This window comes from Azorhizobium caulinodans ORS 571 (assembly GCF_000010525.1).
Taxonomy (GTDB): domain Bacteria; phylum Pseudomonadota; class Alphaproteobacteria; order Rhizobiales; family Xanthobacteraceae; genus Azorhizobium; species Azorhizobium caulinodans.
This window is the reverse complement of the sequence record NC_009937.1, coordinates 315,245-339,407: the sequence shown is the minus strand read 5'-3', so window position 1 is coordinate 339,407 and position 24,163 is coordinate 315,245. Positions and strand designations below refer to the sequence as shown.

Sequence of the window (24,163 nt, the reverse complement as noted above, 5' to 3'; positions counted from 1 at the left end):
CTGATCCTTCGGATTATGCGAAGGATATGGCCGGATAATCCACATTGCCGCAAGATGGGGCGTAGGCCAGCCTGCGGCGCATGACCGCACTGACCCTCACCCTCATCGCTCTCATCCTCATCCTCGCCGGCCTCGTGAAGGGCGTCACCGCCATGGGCCTGCCGACGCTGGGCATGGCCCTGCTGAGCCTGCTCATGCCGCCGGCGGACGCCGCCGCGATTCTGCTGGCGCCGACCTTGCTCACCAATGTGCTGCAATTCGCCACCGGGCCGCGCCTCCTGCCGGTGCTCATCCGCTTCTGGCCCATGGGGCTCGCCACCTTCGGCGCCACGCTGGTGAGCGGATTTTGGCTTGAGGGGCTGGATTCCCATCTCGCCCCGGCGGTGCTCGGCGGCACGCTGCTGGTCTACGGCCTCATGGGGCTCGGGCGCTTCCATTTCACCACGCCGGCCTGGATCGAGCCCTGGCTGTCACCGCTCATGGGCTTTGCCTCCGGCCTGCTCACCGGCACCACGGGTGTCACGGTGATGCCGGCTGCTCCCTATCTGCAATCGCTGTCTCTCCATCGGGAGGACCTGGTACAGGCCATGGGGCTCGCCTTCACCAGCGGCTCCATCGGCCTTGCCATCGCTCTGTCCGCCAAGGGGGCGCCGCTCGCCTCGCCGCACGCGCTGCTCGTGACGTGCGCCGCGCTCATTCCGGCCTTCGCGGGCATGGAGATCGGCCGGCGCATCCGCCTCGCCATCTCGCAGCAGGCCTTCCGCGCCTGCTTCTTCTCCGGCCTCGCCTTGCTGGGCGCCAACACCATGTTCCGCGCCCTGCCGCTGTGAGGGGAAGGTCTCTGGCTTCACCCGAAGGCGCACGGGATGGAAGGCGTTTCCCCCCCCTCCCAACCCTCCCCCACGCGGGGGGAGGGCTAATGGCCCTCGCCATTTGGGGCGGGAGAAGCGGTGACGCGGCCTATTCCGCCAGACGGTGCACGTCGTGAATGACGATACCATCGCTCTTATCGGGCTTCTCCAGCCACTGACGATGGCGCAGGGTCTTCATCGTGTCTTCGATGCCCGACTGCCAGTGATCGCGCATGGACGAGCCGGAGAACTCGTAGTCCTTGAAGTCCCGCTCGTAGCTCTTCTCCTGATAGATCAGGTGGCAGATGTTGACCGGACCGGACTTCTCGTAGTCGGAGAGCACCTGGAGGTCGTCTTCCGTCCGCAATTGCTCGGGAATGCGCATGACCGCCTCCGCATGGGCGGTGCGCATGAGCTGGACGCGCCGGAAGAGGTCCGTCGTGTAGCGGGTGCGGCTCGAATAGCCGATGTCCTTCTGGCGCTCGATCACGCCGAACATGTCACGGGGAAGCTCGCCGCGGGCGGAGAACAGGTCCACCTGGAAGACGAGGGCGGATGGGTGGTCGGGCTGGTCCAGCAGCCATTGCAGCGGCGTATTCGAGACGACGCCGCCGTCCCAGTAATATTCGCCGTCGATGCGGATGGCCGGGAAGGCCGGCGGCAATGCGCCGGAGGCCATGATGTGCTCGGGCGCGATGTGATGCGTCGTATTGTCGAAATAGATGAAGTTGCCGGTGCGCACATTGGCGGCCCCGACCGAGAAGCGGATGCTGCCGCTGTTGATGAGATCGAAGTCCACGAGCCGCAGAAGCGTCTCCCGCAGCGGCGAGGTGTCGTAAAGGCTGGTGGCGTTGGACGCGCCGGTGGGCAGCAGCCAGGGATTGGGGAAGCGCGGCTTGAAGAAGCCCGGCTGCCCCATGTTCATGGTCGTCCAGGCACTCAATTGGTTGCGCATGGTGCGGTAGACGTCGCCTTCGGGCGTGAAGGCCCAGATCTTGCGGCCCGACACCGTGTTCCAGAACTCGTGCAGGCGGGCGACCCGGTTTTCCGGCAGGTTGCCGGCGATGATGGCCGAGTTGATCGCACCGATGGAGACGCCTGACACCCAGTTGGGCTCGAGGCCCGCCTTGTCCAGCGCCTCATAGACGCCCGCCTGATAGGCGCCAAGCGCCCCGCCGCCCTGGAAGACGAGGGCCACGCGATCGTACTCGGACACGACATCCTTGATGTCGCAGGGCACTTCACTTCGCAGCGTGCTCATGTCTCACCCATGCACGGGAACCGCGCCGCGCGCGGAACCGAAGAACGACGGCCCGGTCATGAACGCCCGCCACGCCCGGACATGAAGCCGGGGCGGCACGGCGCCGCCCCGGATGGTTCAGCATGACCGCAGCACGGCACGCGGGCAATCGGCCCGCGCACCCGTTGACCGCGTATCAGCGGATCACTTCTGGTCCTTGAGATAGTCGAACACCACCTCGCCCATGCCGAGGGTGAGGTCGGCGCGCAGGTGGAGCGCCGAAACCACTTCCAGCACCGGAAGCTTGGCCACATCGGCGATGGCGTGGGGGAAGAGGCCGAGGGCGGCCGGGCCCGTCCAGCATTCCTTGAGGACGATGTCCTCCAGATAGTAGCGCACCAGTTCGCAGATGCGCGGCGTGGCGTCCACATGGGGAATGATCTTGATGAGGAAGCTCGGCGTCTTCAGCGCCGCGAGCACCGCATCCTTGTCCGCCGCCTTGTGCTTGTAGCCCATGGAGGCGTCGACGCAGAGGGTCTTGCCATAGTGGAGACGCCCGGTGAGGACGTCCTTCTCCACTTCCATCTTCGGGTGCGCGTACTTCTTGGGGAAGCCCCAGAGCTCGCGGCCGCCGGCGATGGGCGCCTCGTCATCGAGATACATGGAGTGGACATAGCCACCCTCCACGCCCTCATACTTCACCGGGATGACCTGTCCGGTCTCGGTATAGTCGCCGAAGCCGGTGGAATCGGGCATGCGGATGAATTCGTACTTCACCAGCGGCTCGTACACCTCGAGCGGCTCGGGCACGACACGGCGGAGCGCCTCGATGTCGGTCCGGTAGGTGATGATCATGAACTCGCGATCGAAGAAACGATACGGCCCCGGCGGATAGGCCGGGTTGGTCAGCGGCATCGAGTAGGCGGTACGGCGAACGTCTTCGATCTTCATGAGGCAGCTCCGACCGGACGACAGTGCTTCGCATTTGCGAAGCAACCGGAGGTTATCGGATAACCCGCCGCCGTGACAGGCCCGCGACGCGACCCGCGGGCCCCAAATGCAAGCCTCGCTTCAGCAATCGGGCTTGGCGGCCACGCTTCAAAGGCCAAGCTTCAGAAGGTGACGATGCCGGCGCTGCCGTTTGCGGTGCCGAAGGCCACGGCCCCGCCATCCGCCCTCCAGCCGGTGGCGGTGACGGGCGAGCCGTCCGGCGCGCGCAGCAGAATCTCTGCGCCATCCGAGATGCGCGCCATCAGCACCATGCCGTCCTCATAGCCCACCGCCACCACCGGATCCTTGGGGTGGCAGGCGACCGAAGAGACGCGCGCGGTGGAGGAGGGCGCGATCATGGAGGGCTGCTTGCCCATGGGCCCCTCCTTGGACGCGAAGGGCCACAGGATGACTTCCGAGGAGCCGGAGGTGGCGAGCCACTTGCCATCGGCCGAGAAGTTGAACGATTTCACCCGCGCCGGATAGCCGGTCATGCGCATGTGGCCGCCGTCCGAGACGCGCCAGCCGTGCAGCGCCGCCTCCTGCATGGTGGTGACGAGGAAGCGCCCGTCCGGGCTGAAGGCGACGCCGAGATGCGATCCTTTCCAGCCGAAAAGATCGGGTTTGGCGTCCACGAGGTTGGGATACCAGAGCGTCACGCCGCCATAGTGCGCCACCGCGAGCCGCAGGCCCTTCGGTGCAAAGGAAAGTCCGCCTACCGTGGAGGCCACCTCAAGGCTGCGCGCCTCACCTTTCGCCGGCAAAACATAAGCCGTCTTGCCAGCGGAATAGGCGACCGCGCCATCCGGCCCGAGCGCAACGCGGTCGATCCAGCGCCCCTTGTGCTCGGCCCGCACCTGGACCTCGCCCTCGGCTGAGAGTTCCACCACCCGGCCATCGTCGCCGCCGGAGACGAGACGCTTGCCGTCACCCCGCACGTCAAGCACGCCGCCGTCATGAAGCGTGAACCGCGTCTCGGCCTCACCCTCGATGCGCAGCGCCTCGCCCATGCCGCCGATCAGGATGGCGGCCTTCTTCTGGAAGGCGACGGCGACAACGGCGCCCTCGACGCTGAAGGACTGGGCCTTGTCGGTGAGGCTGGACGGAACGCTGGACATGGAGACACGGCTCCTGAAACGGGAATCTGAACGTGCCGCTTACATAAGCCACGCCGGTCGGAATGTCCTCCCATGCCGCAAGCGGGGACGCCGGGATGGATTTCCGGCCCCCCGATGGCCTATGTGCAGGCAAGCATGACAGCCCAAGGTTCCATGTTCGACACCCGCCTGCCCATTGACGACGCCCTGCCGGCCCTGACCGCCACGCTGCGCGATCACGTCGCGGCCGTGCTCGTCGCCCCGCCCGGCGCCGGCAAGACCACGCGCGTGCCGCTGGCGCTGCTGGACGAGCCGTGGGTGAAGGGCGGCAAGATCCTCGTGCTGGAGCCCCGCCGCCTCGCCGCCCGCGCCGCCGCGCACCGTATGGCGCAGACGCTGAAGGAGAAGGTGGGCGAGACGGTGGGCTATCGGGTGCGCCTGCGCTCGGAGGTCTCCCGCCGCACCCGCATCGAGGTCATCACCGAGGGCGTCTTCACCCGCATGGTGCTGGACGATCCGGAGCTCAGCGGCATCGCCGCCGTGCTGTTCGACGAATATCACGAGCGCTCGCTGGACGCCGATCTCGGCCTCGCGCTGGCGCTGGAAACCCAGCGCGGCCTGCGGGACGACCTGCGCCTGCTCGCCATGTCCGCGACCCTCGACGGTGCCCGCGTGGCGGCGCTGCTGGGCGACGGCGCGCCCGCCCCGGTCGTGGAAAGCGAAGGCCGCGCCTATCCGGTGGACACGCGCTATCTCGGCCGCGATCCACGTGCGCCCATCGAGCGGCAGGTGGTGGATGCGGTGCTCAAGGCGCTTTCCGCCGAGCGCGGCTCGGTGCTCGCCTTTTTGCCCGGCGCCGCCGAAATCCGCCGCACGCAGACCCATCTCCTGGCCGATGTGCGCGACCGGGACACGGACATCGTGGCCCTTTTCGGCGCGCTTGATGCCGCCGAGCAGGACCGCGCCGTCCTCCCCGCCCCGCCCGGCAAGCGCAAGGTGGTGCTTGCCACCTCCATCGCGGAAACATCGCTCACCATCGAGGGCGTGCGGGTGGTCGTGGATTGTGGCCTCGCCCGCGTGCCCCGCTTCGAGCCGGACGTGGGACTGACGCGGCTTGAGACCGTGCGCGTCTCCCGCGCCGCCGCCGACCAGCGGCGGGGACGCGCCGGCCGCACCGAGCCGGGCGTGTGCTATCGCCTGTGGGGCGAGGGCGAGACGCAGAGCCTGCCCGCCTTCGCGACCCCGGAAATCCTCGCCGCCGACCTTTCCGGCCTCGTGCTCGATCTCGCCAGCGCCGGCGTGCGTGATCCCCGCGCCCTGCCCTTCCTCGATCCCCCGCCCCTGCCCGCCGTCACCGAGGCGAAGAACCTGCTGCGGGTGCTGGACGCCATCGACGCGGACGGCGCGGTGACGCCGCTCGGCGCCCGCATGGCCCGCCTGCCGCTGCCGCCGCGCCTCGCCCACATGGTGGTGCGGGGATCGGACCTCGGCGCGGGCGAGAGCGCGGCGGACATCGCGGCTTTGCTTACCGAGCGGGGGCTCGGCGGCGACAGTCCGGACCTTGCTCATCGGCTGGAAGACTTCCGCCGCGAGCGCTCCCGCCGGGCGGAGGATGCCCGCCGCCTTGCCGGCCGCTGGGCGGAACTGGCGCGCGAAAGCCATCCGCCCAAGGCCGGCGAGACTCCCTCTCCGGCCGCCTTGCTGGCGCTCGCCTATCCCGATCGCGTCGCCAAGGCGCGGGGGGATGGCACGCGCATCCTGCTCGCGAATGGTCGCGGCGCGGTGGTGGACCCGGCCTCCTCGCTCGCCCGCGCACCCTATCTGGCGGTGGCGGAGATCAGCGGACGAGCCGATGCCGCGCGCGTGCAGCTCGCCGCTGCGATCTCGGGCGAGGAGATCGAGCGCCTGTTCGCCGACGCCATCACCGCCGGCCTTGAAGTCGCCTTCGATCCGGCGACCGCCTCGGTGCGAGCGCGCGAGACGCGGCGTCTGGGCGCCCTGACCCTCGCCGACCGGCCGCAGCCGGTGCCCAACACGCCGGAGACCGCCGCCGCGCTGGCGGAAGGCCTCGCGGACCTCGGCATCGAGCGCCTGCCGTGGACACCCGCCCTCACCCAGTGGCGCGACCGGGTGCGCTTTCTCCATCAGGCGGAAGGCGCGCCATGGCCGGACCTCTCGGACGCCCAACTCGCCGCCACGGCGGCTGAATGGCTCGCCCCTTTCCTCACCGGGCGCACCTCGCTCGGTCAGGTGAGCGCGGGGGATCTGGGCAATGCGCTCCACGCCCTCCTGCCCTATGAGCTGACCCATCGGCTGGAAACCGAGGCCCCCAGCCACTTCACCGCACCGACGGGCTCCAACCTGCCCATCGACTATGCGGCCGAGGGCGGGCCACTGCTGCCGGTGCGGGTGCAGGAGCTGTTCGGCCTCACCCGCCATCCAGCCATCGCGGGGGGCAAGGTGCCGCTGACGCTGGCCCTGCTCTCCCCCGCCCATCGGCCCATTCAGGTGACGAAGGATCTGCCACAATTCTGGCAGGGCTCATGGCGGGATGTGCGGGCCGAGATGCGCGGGCGCTACCCCAAGCACCCCTGGCCGGAAGACCCGGCGAACGCCCCGCCCACCAATCGGGCGAAGCCGCGCGGCACGTGAGGGGCCGTGCAAGCCAAGCCACCTCAAGGCTTCCGCGTGGGGACTCGGCTTCTGCACGGGGAACCACGGGCTTTGCCGCGACGTTGATCCGTCCGGCGGCGCGCAGGCGTATCCCGGCCAGATTTGGCCAGCGCCATACAGCTGCGCTTCAGATTAGACAGGTCACAATTTCGTGCTATCGGGCGTTCCTGCCCGGAATGCACTCCGCGCCGAGAGAGGCTTTTCATGTTCCCGACGCCGAAGCCCGCACTGACGCCGAACACCTACGCCTATGAATCCGAGCCCATGGTGAAGCCCACCGGGTTCCGCGAGTATGACGCCCGCTGGTTGTTCCAGAAGGAAATCAACCTCATGGGCGTGCAGGCGCTGGGCATGGGCCTCGGCACGCTGATGCACGAAATGGGCATCAAGCCGGAGATCGTCACCGGCCACGACTTCCGCGGTTATTCCTCCTCCATCAAGTACGCCATGGTCTCCGGCCTCATGGCCGCCGGCGTGAAGGTGCACGACATCGGCCTTGCCATGTCGCCCATGGCCTATTTCGCCCAGTTCGCCCTCGACGTGCCGGCGGTGGCGATGGTCACGGCCTCGCACAATGACAATGGCTGGACCGGCGTGAAGATGGGCGTGAACCGCCCCCTCACCTTCGGCCCGGATGAGATGACCCGCCTGAAGGAGATCGTGCTCTGTGCGAAGTTCGACCTGAAGGGCGGCGGCGCCTATCAGTTCGTCGAGAACTTCCCCGAGATCTACATCAAGGATCTCACCGACCGGCCGAAGCTGAAGCACCCCATCAAGGCGGTGGTGGCCTGCGGCAATGGCACGGCCGGCGCCTTCGCCCCGCGCATCCTTGAGGCGCTCGGCGTGGAAGTGGTGCCGCTCGATACCGAGCTCGACCACTCCTTCCCGAAGTACAATCCGAACCCCGAAGACCTCGAGATGCTCCACGCCATGCGCGATGCCGTGCTGGCCTCGGGCGCCGACGTGGCGCTGGGCTTCGACGGCGACGGCGACCGCTGCGGCGTGGTGGACAATGAGGGCGAGGAAATCTTCGCCGACAAGATGGGCGTGATGCTCGCCCGCGACCTCGCCAAGCTCTATCCCAACTCCACCTTCGTGGTGGATGTGAAGTCCACGGGCCTGTTCGCCACTGATCCCGAGCTGATCAAGCTCGGCGTGAAGGCGGATTACTGGAAGACCGGCCATTCCTACATGAAGCGCCGGGTGAACGAGAGCGGCGCCCTCGTCGGCTTCGAGAAGTCGGGCCACTATTTCTTCAACAAGCCCATCGGCCGCGGCTATGACGACGGCCTCGTCTCGGCCATCGCCGTACTGGACATGCTCGATCGCAATCCGGGCAAGAAGCTCTCCGAACTGCGCCTCGCGCTGCCCAAGACCTGGTCGTCGCCCACCATGTCACCCCACTGCGCGGACGAGGCCAAGTACGGCATCGTGGAGCAGGTGGTGAAGCACTATCAGAAGCTTCAGGCCGAGGGCGCGAAGGTGACGGGTCAGGCGATCCGCGACCTCGTGACGGTGAACGGCGTGCGCGTCACCACCGAAGACGGTTCCTGGGGCCTGGTGCGCGCCTCCTCCAACAAGCCCGAACTGGTGGTGGTGGTGGAAAGCCCCGTCTCCGAGGCCCGCATGCGCGAGATGTTCGCCGAGGTGGACAGCGTGCTGCGCACCCATCCGGAAGTCGGCGAGTACAACCAGAAGATCTGACGCGCGGACAATCCGCCACATAAAGGAAAGCCCGCGCTCGGTGTCCCGTGCGCGGGCTTTCTGTTTTTGCGCTCCGTGCTATTCGGCGGCGGCGGGGGTGAGCGCGCGACCGGCCTCCAACCGCCCGGCCCACCAGGCCACGGGCACAGCGGCGAGAGGCACGAGGGCGGCCACCCACGGCACGGCGCCGAGGCCGAGCCCGTGATCGATCACCACCCCGCCCAGCCACGCGCCGATGGCATTGCCGAGATTGAAGGCGGCGATGTTGAAGGAGGACGCGAGGCTCTGGCCGGCGCCCTGCGCCTTCTCCAGCACCCACATCTGCAATGGTGCCACGGTCGCGAAGGCCACCGCGCCGAGCAGGCCGACGAAGATCACCGCCGCAACGGCGTTATGGAGAGCGAAGGTGAGCGCGCCCAGCACCGCGGCGAGCACCACCAGCGAACCGTAAACGGTCGGCACGAGCCAGCGGTCGGCGAGGCGCCCGCCGGCAAGATTGCCCACCACGAGACCGGCGCCGAACACCAGGAGGATGGGCGACACCGCGCTCTCCGCAAAGCCGGTGATCTTGGTCAGCATGGGCGCGATGTAGGTGAAGGCCGCGAACACGCCGACCCAGCTCAGCACCGTGGTGAGAAGGCCGAGCAGCAGCGGCGCGCGGGTGAGCACCGCGAGATCCTTCTTCAGATTGCTCGCCTCGGGCTTGGCGGCGTTTGCCGGCACCAGCAGCGCGATGACCGCGAAGGCCAGCACGCCCACCAGCGTCACCGCCCAGAAGGTGGAGCGCCAGCCATAATGCTGGCCGAGCCAGGTGCCGAACGGCACGCCGAGGATGTTCGCGACCGTGAGACCCGTGAACATGATGGCGATGGCCGAAGCCTTCTTGTTGGCCGGCACGAGCCCCGTCGCGACCACCGAGCCGACGCCGAAGAAGGTGGCGTGGGCGAAGGCGGTGAGCACGCGGGCGGCCATCAGCAGTTCGTAGTCCGGCGCCAGCGCGCAGGCGAGGTTGCCGAGGGTGAAGACGGCCATCAGGCCGAGCAGCACCGCCTTGCGCGGCCAGCGGGCGGTGAGGATCGTGAGCACCGGCGCGCCGACCACGACGCCCAGCGCATAGCCGGAAATGAGCAGACCCGCCGCCGAGAGCGAGACGCCGAGATCGGCACCCACATCGAGCAGCAGGCCCATGATGACGAATTCGGTGACGCCGATGCCGAAGGCACCGGCGGCAAGGGCATAGAGAGCAACAGGCATGGCGGACATCCTGAGGGGCCGGCCGAAGGCCGGAGAACGGGTGAAACCCGCATCAACGCGACAGCGCATGCGGCGTTGCAGCAAAATGGACGCACGGGCGTGGATGAACTAGAAGCAGTAAATTCAATTCATCTGTGATGTGATTTCCAAATGGCCCGGCTCGACGTCAACCGCACGGCGGAGATGGAGGTGTTCGTGCGCGTGGTGGATGCTGGTGGCTTCTCGGCCGCCGCCCGCGCCCTGCATCTCACGCCCTCCGCGGTCAGCAAGCTCATCACCCGGCTCGAACTGCGCCTCGGTGCGCGCCTCATCAACCGCAACACCCGGCGCCTCCAGCTCACGGCCGAGGGTGCCGCCTTCTATGAGCGCGCCGTCACGCTGCTGGCCGATCTCGAGGAGGCCGAGCGCAGTGTCGCCCGCAGCGAGGTGCCGAGCGGACGCCTGCGGGTGAATGCCAACGTGCCCTTCGGGACCCTCTATCTCCTGCCCGCACTGCCGGAATTCCTCGCGCGCTATCCCGCGGTGACGCTGGATGTGGTGCTCACCGACAAGGTGGTGGACCTGATGGAGGAGCGCATGGATGTGGCCGTGCGCGCCGGGCCGCTGAAGAGTTCCCAGCTCGTCGCCCGCAAGCTGGGCGATACCCGCATGGTGATCGTCGCCTCGCCCGAGTATCTCGCGCGCCATGGCACGCCGCGCGGGCCCGCCGATCTCGATGCCCATCGCTGCATCGGCTTCTGCTATCTGCGGCAGGTGGAAGGCTGGCCGCTCAAGGCGGAGGAGGGTCGCGAGGCCACGGTGTTCCGCCCACAGGGCCATGTCCTCGCCAGCGACGGCGAGACGCTTCGCCATATGGTGCTGGCGGGCACGGGCATCGCCCGCCTCGGCACCTTCCATGTGGCGGCGGACCTCCTGGCCGGGCGCCTCGTGCCGCTGCTGGAGGACTTCAACCCCGGCGATACCGACCCCATGCATGCGGTCTATCTCGGCCAGGGCGGCCATATGCCGGCGCGCGTGCGCGCCTATCTCGACTTCCTTGTGGAGGTGGTGGCGCCCCGCTTCCGCCGGGCTGCCGCGCTGGAGCCCGCCCGGCTGCTGCAGAACGCCTGAGCCGCTCCGCGGCCTGACAGAAAGGCGAAACAGGGTTAACGAAACCTTGCAGTCGATGAGAGCTTGTTAACCCTTTTGGCAAGCCAGACGGCTCAGCGGTATCTCGTTCTGCCGCCTTTACCAGCCCGCAAGGGGTCGGGCCTAGCGTCCGGCAAGACGGCGGCCGGGGGGCCTGCCGCGCGAAGCTGCCGGGTGCGCGCATGAAGGTTCTGCTGCAGAGGTTCGTCAAGGAAGAGCACGGCTCGACGGCCCTTGAATACGGGCTGATCGCCGCCGGTCTCTCCATTGCCATTGTCACCGTGCTGACGCAGGTGGGCCTGACCCTGAGCCGCCTGAAGGCGGCCTCCGCCTCGGCCGGGAACTGACCGGCGCCGCCATGTCACCGGTCCTGCTCGCGGAAGCCTTCGCCTCCATTCTCGTGCCCGTGGCACTGGTGGCCGCGCTTGCCAGCGATCTCTCCCGCCGCACCATTCCCAACATCGTCGTGCTGGCCCTCCTGCTCGGTTTCGCCGCGCTCGCTTTCCTCGGCTATGTGGACGACCTGCCCCTGCGCCTCGTGCTGGCGGGGGCCGTGCTCTGTGTCGGCTTTGCACTGTTCAGCGAGGACGTGATCGGTGCCGGGGACGCCAAGCTCGCCGCCGCTACCGCCTTGTGGCTCGATCCGACGCAATTCCCCCTCTACGTGCTGCTCTGCGGCGCGATGGGCGCGCTTCTGGTAGCGGCGGCAACGGTCGCCCGCCAGCAGGGCTGGGGCGGCCGCCTCGCCCGCGGCCTGCCCTATGGCGTAGCGCTCGCCACGGCCGGTCTCGCCCTCTTCCCCTATTCCAGTCTCGCCCTCGCCTGAGGCGCACACGGAACCCGAACCGTGCTACGGCAAGGCTGACGGTCGCTGGCCGCGGCCATGAATCAACCCGCTTTTGCGCGCTTTTCGGGGCGCACCGCCGGGCGCGATTCGTCGTGGCTGGCGCCAGTTCGTTCGGAGTGAAGCAATGTCGTCCTGTTTCGCCGCGGCCGATGCGCCGAACCTGCCCATCTGGTGCGTGACCCCCGACAGCTTCGCGGCCGCCGCCATTCCGGAGAGCGCGCGCCGTTTCGCCACCGGCACCGGCTTCACCGGCGAGGCGGGCAAGCTCGTGGCCGTGCCCGGCGCCGAAGGGGCGCTCGCGGGCTATCTCTTCGGCTTCGGGCCGGACAGCGATCCCTTCGCCGCCGGCAGCCTGCCGGGCCAGCTCGCCGCCGGCACCTATCGCTTCGAGGGCGCCGTACCGGCCCTCGCGCCCCTCGCCTTCGGCCTCGGCACCTATCGCTTCGAGCGCTACCGCAGCCGCGCCGCCCGCGCCGTCTCCCTCGTGCCCCCTGCCGGCGCCGACGTCGCCGCGCTGACCCGCACGCTGGAGGCGGTGACGCTGGTGCGCGACCTTGTGAACACCCCGGCCAATGATCTTGGCCCGGCCGAAATCGAGGACGCCGCGCGTGCGCTGGCCGCCCGTTTCGACGCCGCGCTCAACGTGGTGGTGGGCGAGACGCTGCTGGAAGAGAATTTCCCGATGATCCACGCGGTGGGCCGCGCCGCCACCCGTGCGCCGCGCCTCATCGACCTCACCTGGGGGCCGGAGGACGCGCCGAAGGTGACGCTGGTGGGCAAGGGCGTCGCCTTCGACACCGGCGGCCTCGACATCAAGACATCCGCCGGCATGCTCCTCATGAAGAAGGACATGGGCGGCGCCGCCTCGGCGCTGGGCCTTGCCCAGATGATCATGGGGCGCGGCCTCAAGGTGCGCCTGCGCGTGCTCATCCCGGCGGTGGAGAATGCCATTGCCGGCAACGCCTTCCGCCCCGGTGACGTGCTGAAGAGCCGCAAGGGCCTCTCGGTGGAGATCGGCAACACCGACGCCGAGGGCCGCCTGGTGCTCGCCGACGCGCTGACACTGGCCGATGCCGAAGCGCCTGACCTCCTCATCGATTTCGCCACCCTCACCGGTGCGGCCCGCGTCGCCCTCGGCCCGCAACTGCCGCCGGCCTATACGGACGACGAGGGGCTCGCTGCCGACCTCGCCCGCCATGCGCAGGCCGAGCACGATCCGCTGTGGCGCATGCCGCTCTGGGCGCCTTACGCCGCCATGCTCGACAGCAAGATCGCGGACATCAACAACGCCGGCTCCGGCGGCTTTGCCGGCTCGATCACCGCGGCCCTGTTCCTGAAGCGCTTCGTGGGCGTGGCGAAATCCTGGCTGCACCTCGACATCTATGCCTGGAACCCCTCCACCCGCCCCGGCCGGCCGGAAGGCGGCGAGGCGCAGACCATCCGCGCCCTCGATGCGCTGCTGACCGAACGCTATGGCTGAGCTGGACCGCCGCCTCACCCCCGCGCGGCCGGACCTTGCCGCATCGAGTCTCAAGGGCGTGGTGGATGCCTCGCGCTTTGTGGAGGGCGAGGTGCGCCGTGTGTTTGCCGACGTGGCGCCCCTGCGCCGCGCCCCGCGCCCGGACGCCATGCTCGATACCGAGGCGCTCTATGGCGAGACCGTTACGGCGTTCGAGGACGACATGGAGGGCTGGTCCTGGGTCCAGCTCGGCCGCGACGGCTACGTGGGCTATATGCCCACCATCGCCATCGGCCCGCTCGGCCCCGCGCCCACGCATCGGGTGAGCGCGCCGCGCACCTTCCTGTTCCCCGGCCTCGACATCAAGCTGCCGCCGGTGGCGACGCTCGTCACCGGCGCACTGCTCCATGTGCGGGACGTGCGCGGAAAATTTGCCGTGACCGACCGCGGTGCCGTGCCCGCGCGCCATATCCTGCCCCTTGATGCTGCCGAGCCGGATTTCGTCACCGTGGCCGCCGGCCTCCTCGGCACGCCCTATCTGTGGGGCGGCTGCTCCAGCCTCGGCATCGACTGCTCCGGGCTCGTGCAGACGTCGCTCGGCATCGCCGGGATCTCGGCCCCCCGCGACAGCGACATGCAGGAGGCCGCCCTCGGCGCCAGCATCGACCTGTCCGGCCCGTTCCGGCGCGGCGACCTGCTGTTCTGGCCGGGGCATGTGGGCATCGTGGAGGACGCGGTGACCCTGCTCCACGCCAATGCCTTCCACATGGCGGTGGCCCGCGAGCCGCTTGGCCCGGCGCTTCTCCGCATCGCAGAAGCGGCCGGACCGCTGCGGACGGTGCGGCGGCTCGAGAACGGCGTCGGCTGAACGCCCTATAGGGCGCTTCCCGCCTCAGCGCTTGCGGGCGCCCTCCGAGACGGCGCTCGCCGCCATCACCACCCGGTTGCGGCCGGCGGCCTTGGCCTCATAGAGCGCCTGATCCGCCGCCGCCAGAAGGGCGTCCGGCGAATCCCCCTCCAGCGGCATGGCTACCGCCACACCCACGCTGACGGTGAGGCGGCGATAGGCGGCGGAAGGATGGACGATCTCCAGCGTCTCCACGAGGCGGCGGACATCCTGCGCGATGGCCTCGGCGGCATCCCGGCCGGCGCCGGGCATCAGCACCACGAATTCCTCGCCGCCATAGCGGGCGACCAGATAGGGCGTGCCGGCCACCGCCGCGATGAGCATGCGCGCCACCGCCCGCAGGGCTTCGTCGCCGGCAAGATGGCCGAGCGTGTCGTTATAGGGCTTGAAGTGGTCCACATCGATCATCAGCACGCCGAGCGGCTGGCCGGTCTCGCGGGTGCGGACCCAGTCCTCTGAGAGCTGCACGTCGAAGGTGCGGCGGTTGGCGAGCCCGGTGAGGCCATCCGTGCGGGCGAGCGCCGTGAGGCGCCCGTTGAGCATGCGCAGGGCTTCCGTGCGCTCGTTGAGGCGCCGGCCGAGATCGCCGAAGGCGCGCACCAGCGGCGCGAACTCCTGCACGCCCACATCGTGCAGCGCCTCCGGCTGGAGCGAGGCCTCCGGCCCGTCGCCGGCGCCGAGCGACGAGACCTGCTGCGCGAGACGGCGGATCGGCAGCACCACGAGCCGGTCGGCGGCGAACCACGAAATGACCAGCACCGCCAGCACCACGGAGAAGTGCAGGAGCACCGAGGAGAGGATCTCCCGGTCGATGGGCGCGAGGATCGCCGCCTCGTCCATGCCGAGCACGATGCGCACGTCGGTGCCGCCGAAGCGCGCGAAGGCCACATAGCGCCGCACGCCGTCGAGGCCTTCCACGCGCGCATGCCCTTCGTCGCGCCCCACCGTCGCCCGCACCAGCGGGGCATCGGCGAAATTCCGGCCCACGATGTCGGGGCTCGGCGGATAGCGCACCAGGGAGGTGCCGGCCGAATCGATGACATCCACCGTCACGCCCGCCGACGCGCCCGTCTCGGCGGCGATGCGGGAGAGCCATTGCAGGTCGAGCCCCGCCGCCACCACGGCGATGACGCGCTGGTTGTCGTCGCGCTCGGCCTTGGACAGCACCAGTGAGGCGAGGAGGGAGCTGCCCCGGAAGAGGTCGCTCAGCACCGGCTGGCGGCTGGCGAGCGCCCGCTGGAAGTAAGGCCGCTCGGAGACGTTGCGGCCGACGGTGGCGCGGGAGCTGGCGCAGACAACCCGCCCGTCCGGCGCGGCCAGATAGAGCCCCTGCACGCCGCTCACCTCGCTGTTGAGGCGCTCCATGAGGCGCTGGCAGGCGGCCGGATCGGCCAGAAGCCAATCCGCCTGACGGCTCAGCACCTCCAGCATGGCGCTGGCCGAGACCAGAACTTCCTGCTGCGCCAGCGCCGCGCGCACGGCCATGTCGTGCAACATGGTTTGCGTATCCATGATACGCTCGGCCCGATCAGCCATGAGGCTCAGCACCCGTTCCACCGAAACGGGCACGGTGATGAGCAGAATCAGCAAGACGATGCGCAGCCGGATGCTGCCGCCCCGCGCCGGTTTTGCGGGCGGATCAACAGTGTTGTCCGCGAGGCCCGAGGGCCGATCGTTGCCACGCCAACGCAAAAGCTGCGGTTCTCCTTCCGTCCCGCCCGATCTCAGTGCAAAAGGGGGATCGATTGCAACGTATAAGGAGGCGGTGATGAACAGAAGCGGTGCGAATGCACAATCAGCTTCGATCACGCACAGCGAGGCGCCCGCCCGGCTCGCCGGCATACAGTCCGCCATCGAACAGGCCTGCCGCGACGCGAACCGCGCACGCGAGGCCGTCACTCTCATAGCGGTCTCCAAAACGTTTGGCGCCGCAGAAATCTGGCCCGTTATCGCCGCCGGCCAGCGGGTGTTCGGCGAGAACCGGGTGCAGGAGAGCCAGGCCAAGTGGCCGGAGCTGCGCGCCCGGCAGGCCGGCCTCGAGCTCCATCTCATCGGGCCGCTGCAATCCAACAAAGCGGCGGACGCGGTGGCCCTGTTCGACGTTATCCACACCGTGGACCGGCCCAAGATCGCCTATGCCCTGGCCGAGGAAATGTCCCGCCAGGGCCGGCGCCTGCCGGTCTTCATCCAGGTGAACACGGGTGCCGAGCCGCAGAAGGCGGGCATCCTGCCGGAAGCGGCCGACGCCTTCATCGCCGAATGCCGCGACAAGGCGGGGCTCGATGTCCGCGGCCTCATGTGCATTCCGCCAGCGGAAGACGTGCCCGCGCCGCATTTCGCCCTGCTGGCGGAAATCGCCCGCCACAACGACCTGCCCGGCCTTTCCATGGGCATGAGCGCGGATTTCGAGGTGGCCATCCACCAGGGCGCCACCCATGTGCGGGTGGGCAGCGCGCTGTTCGGCAGCCGCCCGCGCCCGGCCTGACGCCCGCCCCTGTGGCTGGCCCCGGACAGGGCGTCATCCACAGGCCGTGCAAGATGTCACCCGACAGGGCTTGATGCGCCGCCGGGTTGCGGATATGTAGAGCGCCTTCCGCGCACGCTCCCATCGTCTAGCGGTCTAGGACGTCGCCCTCTCACGGCGAAAACAGGGGTTCGAGTCCCCTTGGGAGCGCCACTTTCCCTTATATTTCAATGCGCTATGGCCCGGTGATGCACAGGGGTCGTACACATTGGCGGGTTGGCCGCGGCGCTTCCCCCATATTGAAACCGCGAAGCACGGTGTTTTTCGCTATCGCAGACGCGGGCCCGGCCCCCTGATCGGCGCCACCAGCAAGCGCGCGCCGCTGACGATGGATGCCCGCCCAATATCTTCGCTGCCCCCCAGCGATCGCGCTTGAGCCAGCTGCCGCGACGGGGCGGATGTCTCGCTCCACATTGGCGCCGCACCTGACCCGGCGGGTGAGACCCAAGGCGTTGCCTCCGGGGACGGCGCCCCCCGTCCCAGAAGGCGGCGCGCCCGAGGCCCCGCCTGATATTCCCGCACAGGGAAACGCCGAGCAGTTATTGCGCTCCCACCCGACCCGGCCAGAAACGATCTGACTCAGGCGCGCCGGGCCGGAAAGAAAAGACGGCCCGACACGAGCATCCGGGGGTGCGCGCCTTGGAAACCGGGCCTTGTTTTGTTAAGGTTCCCCTTAAGTCAGGGCTCATTTCTGACTATTTAAATATTCATTCATGGACCGACATGATGTCGGCCTTTTCTGAACCCGCGCGCATATGACGTGATTGCGCGGCTTCTCTCCGTGGGGAGGGAAAGATGGTTTCGAGCATTGGCGCATCCTATAACGTGCTGTCCCTGTTTCGGAGCAGCACGGGCCCGCAGTCCTCCGCCAGCAGCGAGGCCGTTGAGTCAATCTTAGAAAAAGCGCGGCAGATGCGCGCCGACGTGAAGCCCTCCTACATGCAGGGCGTGAGCCTCGGCACGGCGGCCTGGATGTCTCAGGCGGAGACGGCCGGGAACTATATCTACGTCAAGGATCTGGATCTCACGAAGCTTCGACCCCAGTTCGGCAGCGACGACGAATTCAGTCGGTTTACGCAGAGATTGGCGGAGAACACGACGGGGTATTGGCCGACATACAAGGATTTCAACGAGGCTGTCGCCGTTTTCCGTGCCGATTACAAGGTCTTGCAGGAGTATCAGCAAAAAGAATCTTCCTACACCTCCCGCGTGGAGGCGACCGGGTCAGAAACGCTTAAAAAGATGCTCGAGCTTCGGAGCAGTGAACCGCTCACCATGGCTTCTGCGATCCGCAGCTACAATGCGCAGCATCTGATCGCCCAGGACGGATATAAGTTTGTCGAGGAGCAGCAGAAAAGGCTTGAGACGGCGACGCAGCCCGATGAGATCGCAAAGATCAAAGACGGCATTATGCTGGCAAATGATTATATAGAAAGATATGAGAAGGTATCTGAAATATTTGATACCTATCTCGCATATTTCGACATGGAGTGGAATTCGCGCGCTTATGAAGTCGTCGGCGAACTCTATCACAAGAATGATGACGGGACCTATGCCATCGGGGCGTTCCAGATCCAGACAAAAGACGAAAATCTCGTCTACTGGTCGTCCGACGGCAGCGGCATAGCCAAGATGTATTATGCCATGGGCGGCTACGACGAGGTCGATCTCGCGTTCAGCTATATGCCGCCGAACCCCATTGATACGATGGCAAAGCGCATCGACCATCTCCAGAGCCTACCCTACAGGGCGGTCACGGCGGATGGACAGATGGTGTTCTCCGCCAGGCCCCTTCCCTTCTGAACAAGGGAAAGCTCCGACACCACAAGCCGGAGGGTAGAGCCGGTTCCCATGACATAGACCGCCGCACACGGCAGCGCCGCCCGGGCGACTGCGGCTTGACCGCCGCGTCCTGTGTGTGGAACGGCGCGCCGCTCAATCTGATCCCGTGCAGGCTAGCGGCAGCGGATATCGCCACCGCTGCCGTCCGCACATCGGGTTTTGAAACATCAGGGCAGGAAAACGCCGCCTGATGGCGGCGGTGCAGACGCGAAGCGGTGCGTTTCTCCCAAACGATGGATGCGGCGGACCACGCCCGGGAAGGGGTTTTCCCGACGCACGAAATGGCACCCCGACAGGGAAGGGCCCCGCCACCGTGCGGGGCTTTCGTCTGTCTGCCGCCCCTTCAAAAACCGACGCTTGGCACGCCGGACGCGCGGCCGACACGTTCAAAACACCCGGCGTGCTCCCCGACATGCCGCAACGCAAAAAGAGAGGAAACAAGGTATCCGCGGGACCGGATATAAGGTTTCACGATATAGCGTATCGGGCGCGCGATGATCTTCTATATCTTCACATGCTTGTAAAGACGATCACACGGCCGCCACAAACAAGTACACGGAACGCCAAATACAGACCCTACCACTCTACCCGGTTCGAAACCGAGAAAGTCTAGGGGATCATCATGGCTATCTATGTGAACTACGACGGCATCCAGGGCGAGGCCACGCAGCAGGACCACAAGAAGTGGATCGACGTTCTCTCGCTCTCCTGGGGCGTGGGGCGCGGCATCTCGACGGTCGCCGGCTCGGGCAACAACCGCGAGGCCTCCGAGCCGTCCGTGAGTGAAGTCTCGATCGTGAAGGCCTTCGACGCCGCCTCTCCCAAGCTCTTCACCGAATCCTGCACCGGCAATGTCGGCAAGACGGTGAAGATCGACCTCGTGAGCACAGGCAACCCCGGCGTCACCTACTGCACCTATACGCTGACCAACGCGCTGATCTCGTCCTATTCGGTCTCCACCGGCGGCGATCGCCCGACGGAGTCCGTCTCCATCAGCTTCACGAAGCTCGAATTCAAGTTCACGCCCTATGACGACAAAAACAAGGCCGGTACCCCGGTGACGGTGTCCTACGACCTCGCGACCACCAAGAGCTCGTGATACGCATAAAGCCGAGCTTATGATCTTACCGTGCGCCGCCCGGCGCGCGGTCGTCATCTGACACGTTAAGCGGCAGCCGCCCACGCCGGAGGTTTGGGAATGGGACGATTGAATTCTATGCCCAATCAAAGACAGCTCGGACGGACTGGCCGCGCCGAAGCGATGTCATTCCGGCTCCCAGATCGATGGTTCCTGCGCCCTTCATTTCCGAATGACGATGGGCACGCTCACGTTTAGGGGCCTGCACTTACACCCGAGTTGGGCCACGATACCTTTTGAAAGCAGAGATCTTCCCCCTCTGATGTAAGCCGCCATCGGTCATCACGACATACAAAGGAAATGAAAATGACGAGCACCGAGGAATTCACCAAGCTTGTCGAAAAAGCGATGAATAAAAAGATTTTCAAACAGGTCTACGCCTCGAAGCCATCGATGCAACTCATCGACCAATACGGCCCCCTTTGCGACAAGATCACAAAGAAGAGATCAATTGAATCTGCAATATATTTATGGAACAAATATCGAAAAGATCCATCATTTATCGAATCACTTAATCTTATTACAACCAGAATTGACGTACTGCCCGTATCCGTGACAACAAGCACCATCATATCCCAATCTTCTCTAGCTTCACTCATCCAACGTTTCGATTCCATCATGAATTCTGTTTTAGGCACCGTAAACGGAGATCGGGACAGGCTCGCGCCCATTATTGCGGCCACAATGGACTTACAGGTCGCGAACGCGCTTTCCAGCGTGCCAAAGATCGGTCCCGTCGCAGGCATGATGGTTCAAGGGATTACAATCGCACTCACCCGCTTTTTGTCTTCTGATCAGGACATAAGGGACGCCTCAGTGAAGGGGCTCCCGTCATTGTTTTTGGCACTCGCAGATCGAAACAGGAAGATTAAGGAAGAAGACATCGTTGCGCACGCCCAGGTAAATTCGTTTGGTAGACTTTTTCAATCTTCACTCCAATCGATAAATCAAGAAATATCCAGCATGCCACAGGATACGAGATATATAAGAATAAAATCTCAGGAATGCCTGCGCATTGTCAATGAATATGTGAATTATTCCATAGACGAGAAGCAGACTATAAATTCTTTTAAAAATAAAACATCGCGAATGTATAAAATGTGTACAGTTTTATTTGAAGATATAATAGGATCAGGCATAGAGTATGCATTTTCAGACGCGACCGAAAAACTTTTCGATCTTGAAAAAGATAATATGCTTGATGTAACACGAAGCCAGCGAATTGGCCTTATATTGATGGGATATTATTACAGCAAGGACTGGGAACGAGTCAAATTACCAAAAATTGAACGAGCTATGGCAATAGATAGTAAAAATGTTGAACTAAGAAAATCAATTCTAAACAATCAAGCAGAAAATCCTGAAGAAACTCAGAAAGAGATCGAAGAAAACGAAAATATCAGTAGAGCACTTATTTATGGTCACCCCTACCAAAAATTTTGGGGTCATGAAAATATCGAAAAGTTCCCCACCGCTTACAAGCACTACCAAGTTGCAAAAATACTTTCAACCAAAAAGGGATTCTCCAATGATGAAAAAACCGCGCCGCCATTCTCTGCAATAGCCACGCGCGGCTTGGAATACCTGAGTATCCTTAAGGGCACGCTCGTGTCAGATATTACTAGCAGTATGGTTGATTTCGCCAAAAATGTTGATGATAAAGAACTAATACGGATGTGGAAACTTTACGTTGGTTCAAACCTAATTGTAAATGAGGCTATTCGCAATTCAATTCTCGGAAAAAATTCAAGGAAAGGCATGGAGGTGAATAATGAATATGTGAAAATGATTGAAGATGCTGGTTTTATACATACACACAACAAGCTCACAATAAACAACGAAGAAAAAATCAAAATGGCAGAAGTGGGCAAAATGCGATGGAGAAAGTCGGCATTCGGCTCACCTAGCGCGAGCGAGAGAGCAATGCTGATCGCATTTTGCGCGGCTATAACATTCTCGCTCGATATCGGAAGGCTGTCCTTGGGCTTGGCAGATTGGAAAGACACTGAGGCATCGATCCATAAGCTGTGTCGCGACATTTCCCTCCTATTTGCCGATGATCAATTGGCGCTGAATTAACGCAAATGGAGGAGATATGGCAGTTCGCCATCGGTCTTAACGTCCTTCCGAAACCGATTTTAGGCGCAGGTAGGCCGCCAGATCCGAGCGAGCTTCGCGGATACATGGATCGGCGGTCTTTCAAACCAGAAAAACGCGCCACCCGAAGCGCCCCAACGTCGCCCGCCCTCCCGCGGGCGACGCCCTTCCGCTCAGAGCGCGGAGATCACCGTCCACCAGCCCCAGGCGGTGAGCATGGAGAGCGGCACGCCGATGCCGATGAGCGAGGCAATGAGGTCCGGCTCCAGATCATTGTCCATGGCGATGACGCTCGCCCCCAGCATGGGCGGCATGGCCATTTCCAGCATGGCGACCTTGGCCACCATGTCGCCGGTCTGGCCGAGCAGCGTGTAGAGCCCGATCAGCAGCAGCGGCGCGACGCCGAGCCGGTAGACGAGGCCGACGCCCAGCGGCGCGAGGCGTCTCGCCACCTGGTCGAGCCGCAAAGCATAGCCCACCGCGGCCAGCGCCAGCGGGGTCAGCGTGCCAGCAAGCGCGGTGATGAGCTGGTCCAGCCACTCCGGCCGCGCCATGTGGTTGGTGGCAAACGCGATCAGGATGGCGATGAAGGGCGGGAAGGTGACGATGCGCTTGCCCACCGCCTTCAGGTCCAGCCGCCCTTCGCTCGCCACCGCCGCAATGGCAAGGCCGAGGGTGGAGAGGGCGAGATAGGAGCCGAACAGATCGATGACGATGCCGAGCCCCAGCCACTGGCTGCCGGCGAAGGCGGCGATCATGGGCAGGCCCACGAAGGAGGTGTTGCCCCAGCCGGCGACAAGGATGAGCGCCCCGGCCCGTCCGCGCGACCAGCCGAGCGCCCGGCACAGCGGCACCATCACCAGCACGGAGACGACGACGCCGATCCAGGGCGTGGCGGCGGCGAACCACCAGTCCGGCCGCGTCTCAAGGCCATGCATGCTCTCCAGCGCCGCCGCCGGCAGCGCGACATTGATGACCCAGCCGGACAGCACCTTGGCCGCATTGTCCGGCAGCTTCCCGCTCCAGCGCAGCACGACGCCAATGACGAGGCAAAGAACGATCATCACGATTTGCTGCACGCATACACTCCCCAGCCCGCCCGCACGACGGCATCAGGGTAGGATGGCGGGACGAGCTATGGCTAGGCCGTTTCGATCATTTCTGTCGGCCCGTCAGCGGGCTGCGCCCATGGATTGCAGCACACCCTCGCTCGGCCAGCAGTCCACCTTCAGCCCGGCGGACTTCTGATAGGCCCCCACCGCCGCGCGCGTGAGCATGCCCGCCTTGCCGTCGATCTTGTCGCCATAGAGGCCGAGCCGGGCGAGATGCTTCTGCATCGCCTCCACGGAAGAGGTGCGCAGTTGGGTCGAGGCGGCCCAGGGCGTGGCGAAGGGCTGCGGATTGGTCATCCGGTCGGAGAGATGGCCGACGAACAGCACGTAGAGATCGGAGAAATTGTATTCCTTGATCACGAAGTAGTTCTTCGTGGTGAGGAAGGACGGGCCGTAGATGCCCTCGGGCTGGAGCAGCGAGGCCGGCTGCGCCAGTTCCGCCGCCGACAGCCGGACGCCGATGGGCTGGAAGCCGGCGCGGACCCAGTCCCCGATGGGCCGCTGCACCTCGGGCACGCCCAGCGTGCAGTCCGCATTGGCTGGCGCGCGCACCTCATAGGCCCAGCGCAGGCCGGGCTGCCAGCCCTTGTCCGCCAGTTGCTTGGCGGCGGAGGCGAGCGCATCCGGCACGGAGCGCCAGATGTCGGGATGGGCGTTGCCCTCCAGCGAAACGCCGTGGGCGAAGTAATCGGAGGGCAGGAACTGCGTCAGCCCCGTCGCCCCGGCCCAGGACGCGCGAAACGCCTTGCGGGGCACGACACCCTCGTCGAGGATCTTGAGGGCCAGGATGAACTCGGTGCGATACTGGGCCTTGCGCCGGCCCGCATAGGCCTGCGTCGCCATCACCCGCAGCGCATCGTGCGGCTCGGTATAGCGGCCGAAGTCCGTCTCCCGCCCCCATATGGCCAGCACCACCGGCCCGGGCACGCCGAACTGCCGCTCGATCTGGGCAAGCACGGGCTGATACTTCTGCATCAGCCGCCGGCCCTCGGCGGCGAGGCGCTCGATGGTCGCCTCGCGCACATAATCGGCGGGCACCTGCACGAATTCCGCCTGCTTTCCCGCGCCCGTCGCGGGCCGGCCCGGAAGAGCCAGGTCCGGCAGCTTGTAGTCGGGCTCAAGGCCCCGCGTCTCACGCTCGAACGTCTCCCGCGAGACGCCGGCCGCCTGCGCCTCCGGCCAGAGGGAGGCGATGAACTGGGTGAAAGCGGCATCGGCGCGGGCGGGCGCGGGCGCGGCAAGCACGAGGAGCGCGAGCGTGCCCAGAAGGCCGCGCAGGAAGAGATGCAGCTTGCCGTTC

General features: G+C 65.6%; 19 protein-coding genes and 1 tRNA gene. 13 read left to right on the top strand and 7 right to left on the bottom strand.

The annotated features are described in order from the left end of the window. Nucleotides 1-80 precede the first annotated feature (80 nt). The gene (locus AZC_RS01470) at nt 81-830 is read left to right on the top strand and encodes a sulfite exporter TauE/SafE family protein (RefSeq protein ID WP_012168821.1); all 750 of its coding nucleotides are present in this window, start codon (nt 81-83) and stop codon (nt 828-830) included. Nucleotides 831-960: 130 nt separating this feature from the next. Here the strand turns inward: AZC_RS01470 and AZC_RS01465 are convergent, their stop codons facing one another. The 3 genes from AZC_RS01465 to AZC_RS01455 form a co-directional block, all read right to left on the bottom strand. Next, a complete protein-coding gene (locus AZC_RS01465; protein WP_012168820.1) occupies nt 961-2,112 on the bottom strand; it encodes a DUF3734 domain-containing protein in 1,152 nt (383 codons plus the stop codon). Between the two features lie 183 nt (nt 2,113-2,295). Further along, complete coding sequence (locus AZC_RS01460; protein WP_012168819.1) at nt 2,296-3,042, bottom strand: acetoacetate decarboxylase; 747 nt, start codon at nt 3,040-3,042, stop codon at nt 2,296-2,298. Nucleotides 3,043-3,203: 161 nt separating this feature from the next. After that, nucleotides 3,204-4,199 carry a WD40 repeat domain-containing protein gene (locus tag AZC_RS01455; RefSeq protein ID WP_012168818.1) on the bottom strand — a complete coding sequence of 332 codons (996 nt, stop codon included), beginning with the start codon at nt 4,197-4,199 and terminating at the stop codon, nt 3,204-3,206. 135 nt (nt 4,200-4,334) lie between these two features. On the opposite strand from AZC_RS01455, the gene hrpB reads away from it, so the two are divergent. Together hrpB and AZC_RS01445 are read left to right on the top strand one after the other, a co-directional pair. Then, nucleotides 4,335-6,830 (top strand): ATP-dependent helicase HrpB, encoded by a 2,496-nt coding sequence (gene hrpB / locus AZC_RS01450; RefSeq protein WP_043879905.1) that lies wholly within the window; start codon nt 4,335-4,337, stop codon nt 6,828-6,830. A gap of 225 nt (nt 6,831-7,055) precedes the next feature. Continuing rightward, the gene (locus AZC_RS01445) at nt 7,056-8,555 is read left to right on the top strand and encodes a phosphomannomutase/phosphoglucomutase (RefSeq protein WP_012168816.1); all 1,500 of its coding nucleotides are present in this window, start codon (nt 7,056-7,058) and stop codon (nt 8,553-8,555) included. A gap of 78 nt (nt 8,556-8,633) precedes the next feature. Here the strand turns inward: AZC_RS01445 and AZC_RS01440 are convergent, their stop codons facing one another. Further along, a complete protein-coding gene (locus AZC_RS01440; protein WP_043878750.1) occupies nt 8,634-9,809 on the bottom strand; it encodes an MFS transporter in 1,176 nt (391 codons plus the stop codon). Nucleotides 9,810-9,959: 150 nt separating this feature from the next. Between AZC_RS01440 and AZC_RS01435 the strand changes: the two genes are divergently transcribed. The 5 genes from AZC_RS01435 to AZC_RS01415 all read left to right on the top strand — a co-directional run bounded on the left by AZC_RS01435 (nt 9,960) and on the right by AZC_RS01415 (nt 14,111). After that, a complete protein-coding gene (locus AZC_RS01435) occupies nt 9,960-10,919 on the top strand; it encodes a LysR family transcriptional regulator (RefSeq protein ID WP_012168814.1) in 960 nt (319 codons plus the stop codon). Between the two features lie 200 nt (nt 10,920-11,119). Beyond that, nucleotides 11,120-11,284: a Flp family type IVb pilin gene (locus AZC_RS01430; protein ID WP_012168813.1), complete on the top strand. Its 165-nt coding sequence runs from the start codon at nt 11,120-11,122 to the stop codon at nt 11,282-11,284. Nucleotides 11,285-11,295: 11 nt separating this feature from the next. Next, nucleotides 11,296-11,763, top strand: coding sequence for an A24 family peptidase (locus AZC_RS01425; protein ID WP_012168812.1), 468 nt, complete (start codon nt 11,296-11,298; stop codon nt 11,761-11,763). A gap of 145 nt (nt 11,764-11,908) precedes the next feature. Further along, the gene (locus AZC_RS01420) at nt 11,909-13,264 is read left to right on the top strand and encodes a leucyl aminopeptidase family protein (protein WP_012168811.1); all 1,356 of its coding nucleotides are present in this window, start codon (nt 11,909-11,911) and stop codon (nt 13,262-13,264) included. Beyond that, nucleotides 13,257-14,111, top strand: coding sequence for an NlpC/P60 family protein (locus AZC_RS01415; RefSeq protein WP_012168810.1), 855 nt, complete (start codon nt 13,257-13,259; stop codon nt 14,109-14,111). Before AZC_RS01420 ends, AZC_RS01415 begins: the two co-directional genes overlap by 8 nt. A gap of 24 nt (nt 14,112-14,135) precedes the next feature. Here the strand turns inward: AZC_RS01415 and AZC_RS01410 are convergent, their stop codons facing one another. Next, complete coding sequence (locus tag AZC_RS01410) at nt 14,136-15,662, bottom strand: sensor domain-containing diguanylate cyclase (protein ID WP_158304089.1); 1,527 nt, start codon at nt 15,660-15,662, stop codon at nt 14,136-14,138. Between the two features lie 256 nt (nt 15,663-15,918). Between AZC_RS01410 and AZC_RS01405 the strand changes: the two genes are divergently transcribed. From AZC_RS01405 to AZC_RS25335, 5 genes are all read left to right on the top strand, one after another. After that, nucleotides 15,919-16,635, top strand: a complete 717-nt coding sequence (locus AZC_RS01405; protein WP_012168808.1) for a YggS family pyridoxal phosphate-dependent enzyme — start codon at nt 15,919-15,921, stop codon at nt 16,633-16,635. Nucleotides 16,636-16,751: 116 nt separating this feature from the next. Continuing rightward, a tRNA-Glu gene (locus AZC_RS01400) sits at nt 16,752-16,827 on the top strand. 642 nt (nt 16,828-17,469) lie between these two features. After that, entirely contained in the window at nt 17,470-18,477 is a 1,008-nt protein-coding gene (locus AZC_RS01395) for a hypothetical protein (RefSeq protein ID WP_012168807.1), read from the top strand. Between the two features lie 661 nt (nt 18,478-19,138). Then, nucleotides 19,139-19,615, top strand: a complete 477-nt coding sequence (locus AZC_RS01390; RefSeq protein WP_012168806.1) for an Hcp family type VI secretion system effector — start codon at nt 19,139-19,141, stop codon at nt 19,613-19,615. A 345-nt stretch (nt 19,616-19,960) separates the two neighbouring features. Beyond that, a complete protein-coding gene (locus tag AZC_RS25335) occupies nt 19,961-21,733 on the top strand; it encodes a hypothetical protein (RefSeq protein ID WP_148209778.1) in 1,773 nt (590 codons plus the stop codon). Between the two features lie 191 nt (nt 21,734-21,924). On the opposite strand, the gene AZC_RS01385 is transcribed toward AZC_RS25335, so the two are convergent. Together AZC_RS01385 and AZC_RS01380 are read right to left on the bottom strand one after the other, a co-directional pair. Continuing rightward, the gene (locus AZC_RS01385; protein WP_244421775.1) at nt 21,925-22,815 is read right to left on the bottom strand and encodes an AEC family transporter; all 891 of its coding nucleotides are present in this window, start codon (nt 22,813-22,815) and stop codon (nt 21,925-21,927) included. A 108-nt stretch (nt 22,816-22,923) separates the two neighbouring features. Then, entirely contained in the window at nt 22,924-24,141 is a 1,218-nt protein-coding gene (locus tag AZC_RS01380) for a lytic murein transglycosylase (RefSeq protein ID WP_043879904.1), read from the bottom strand. Nucleotides 24,142-24,163 lie beyond the last annotated feature (22 nt).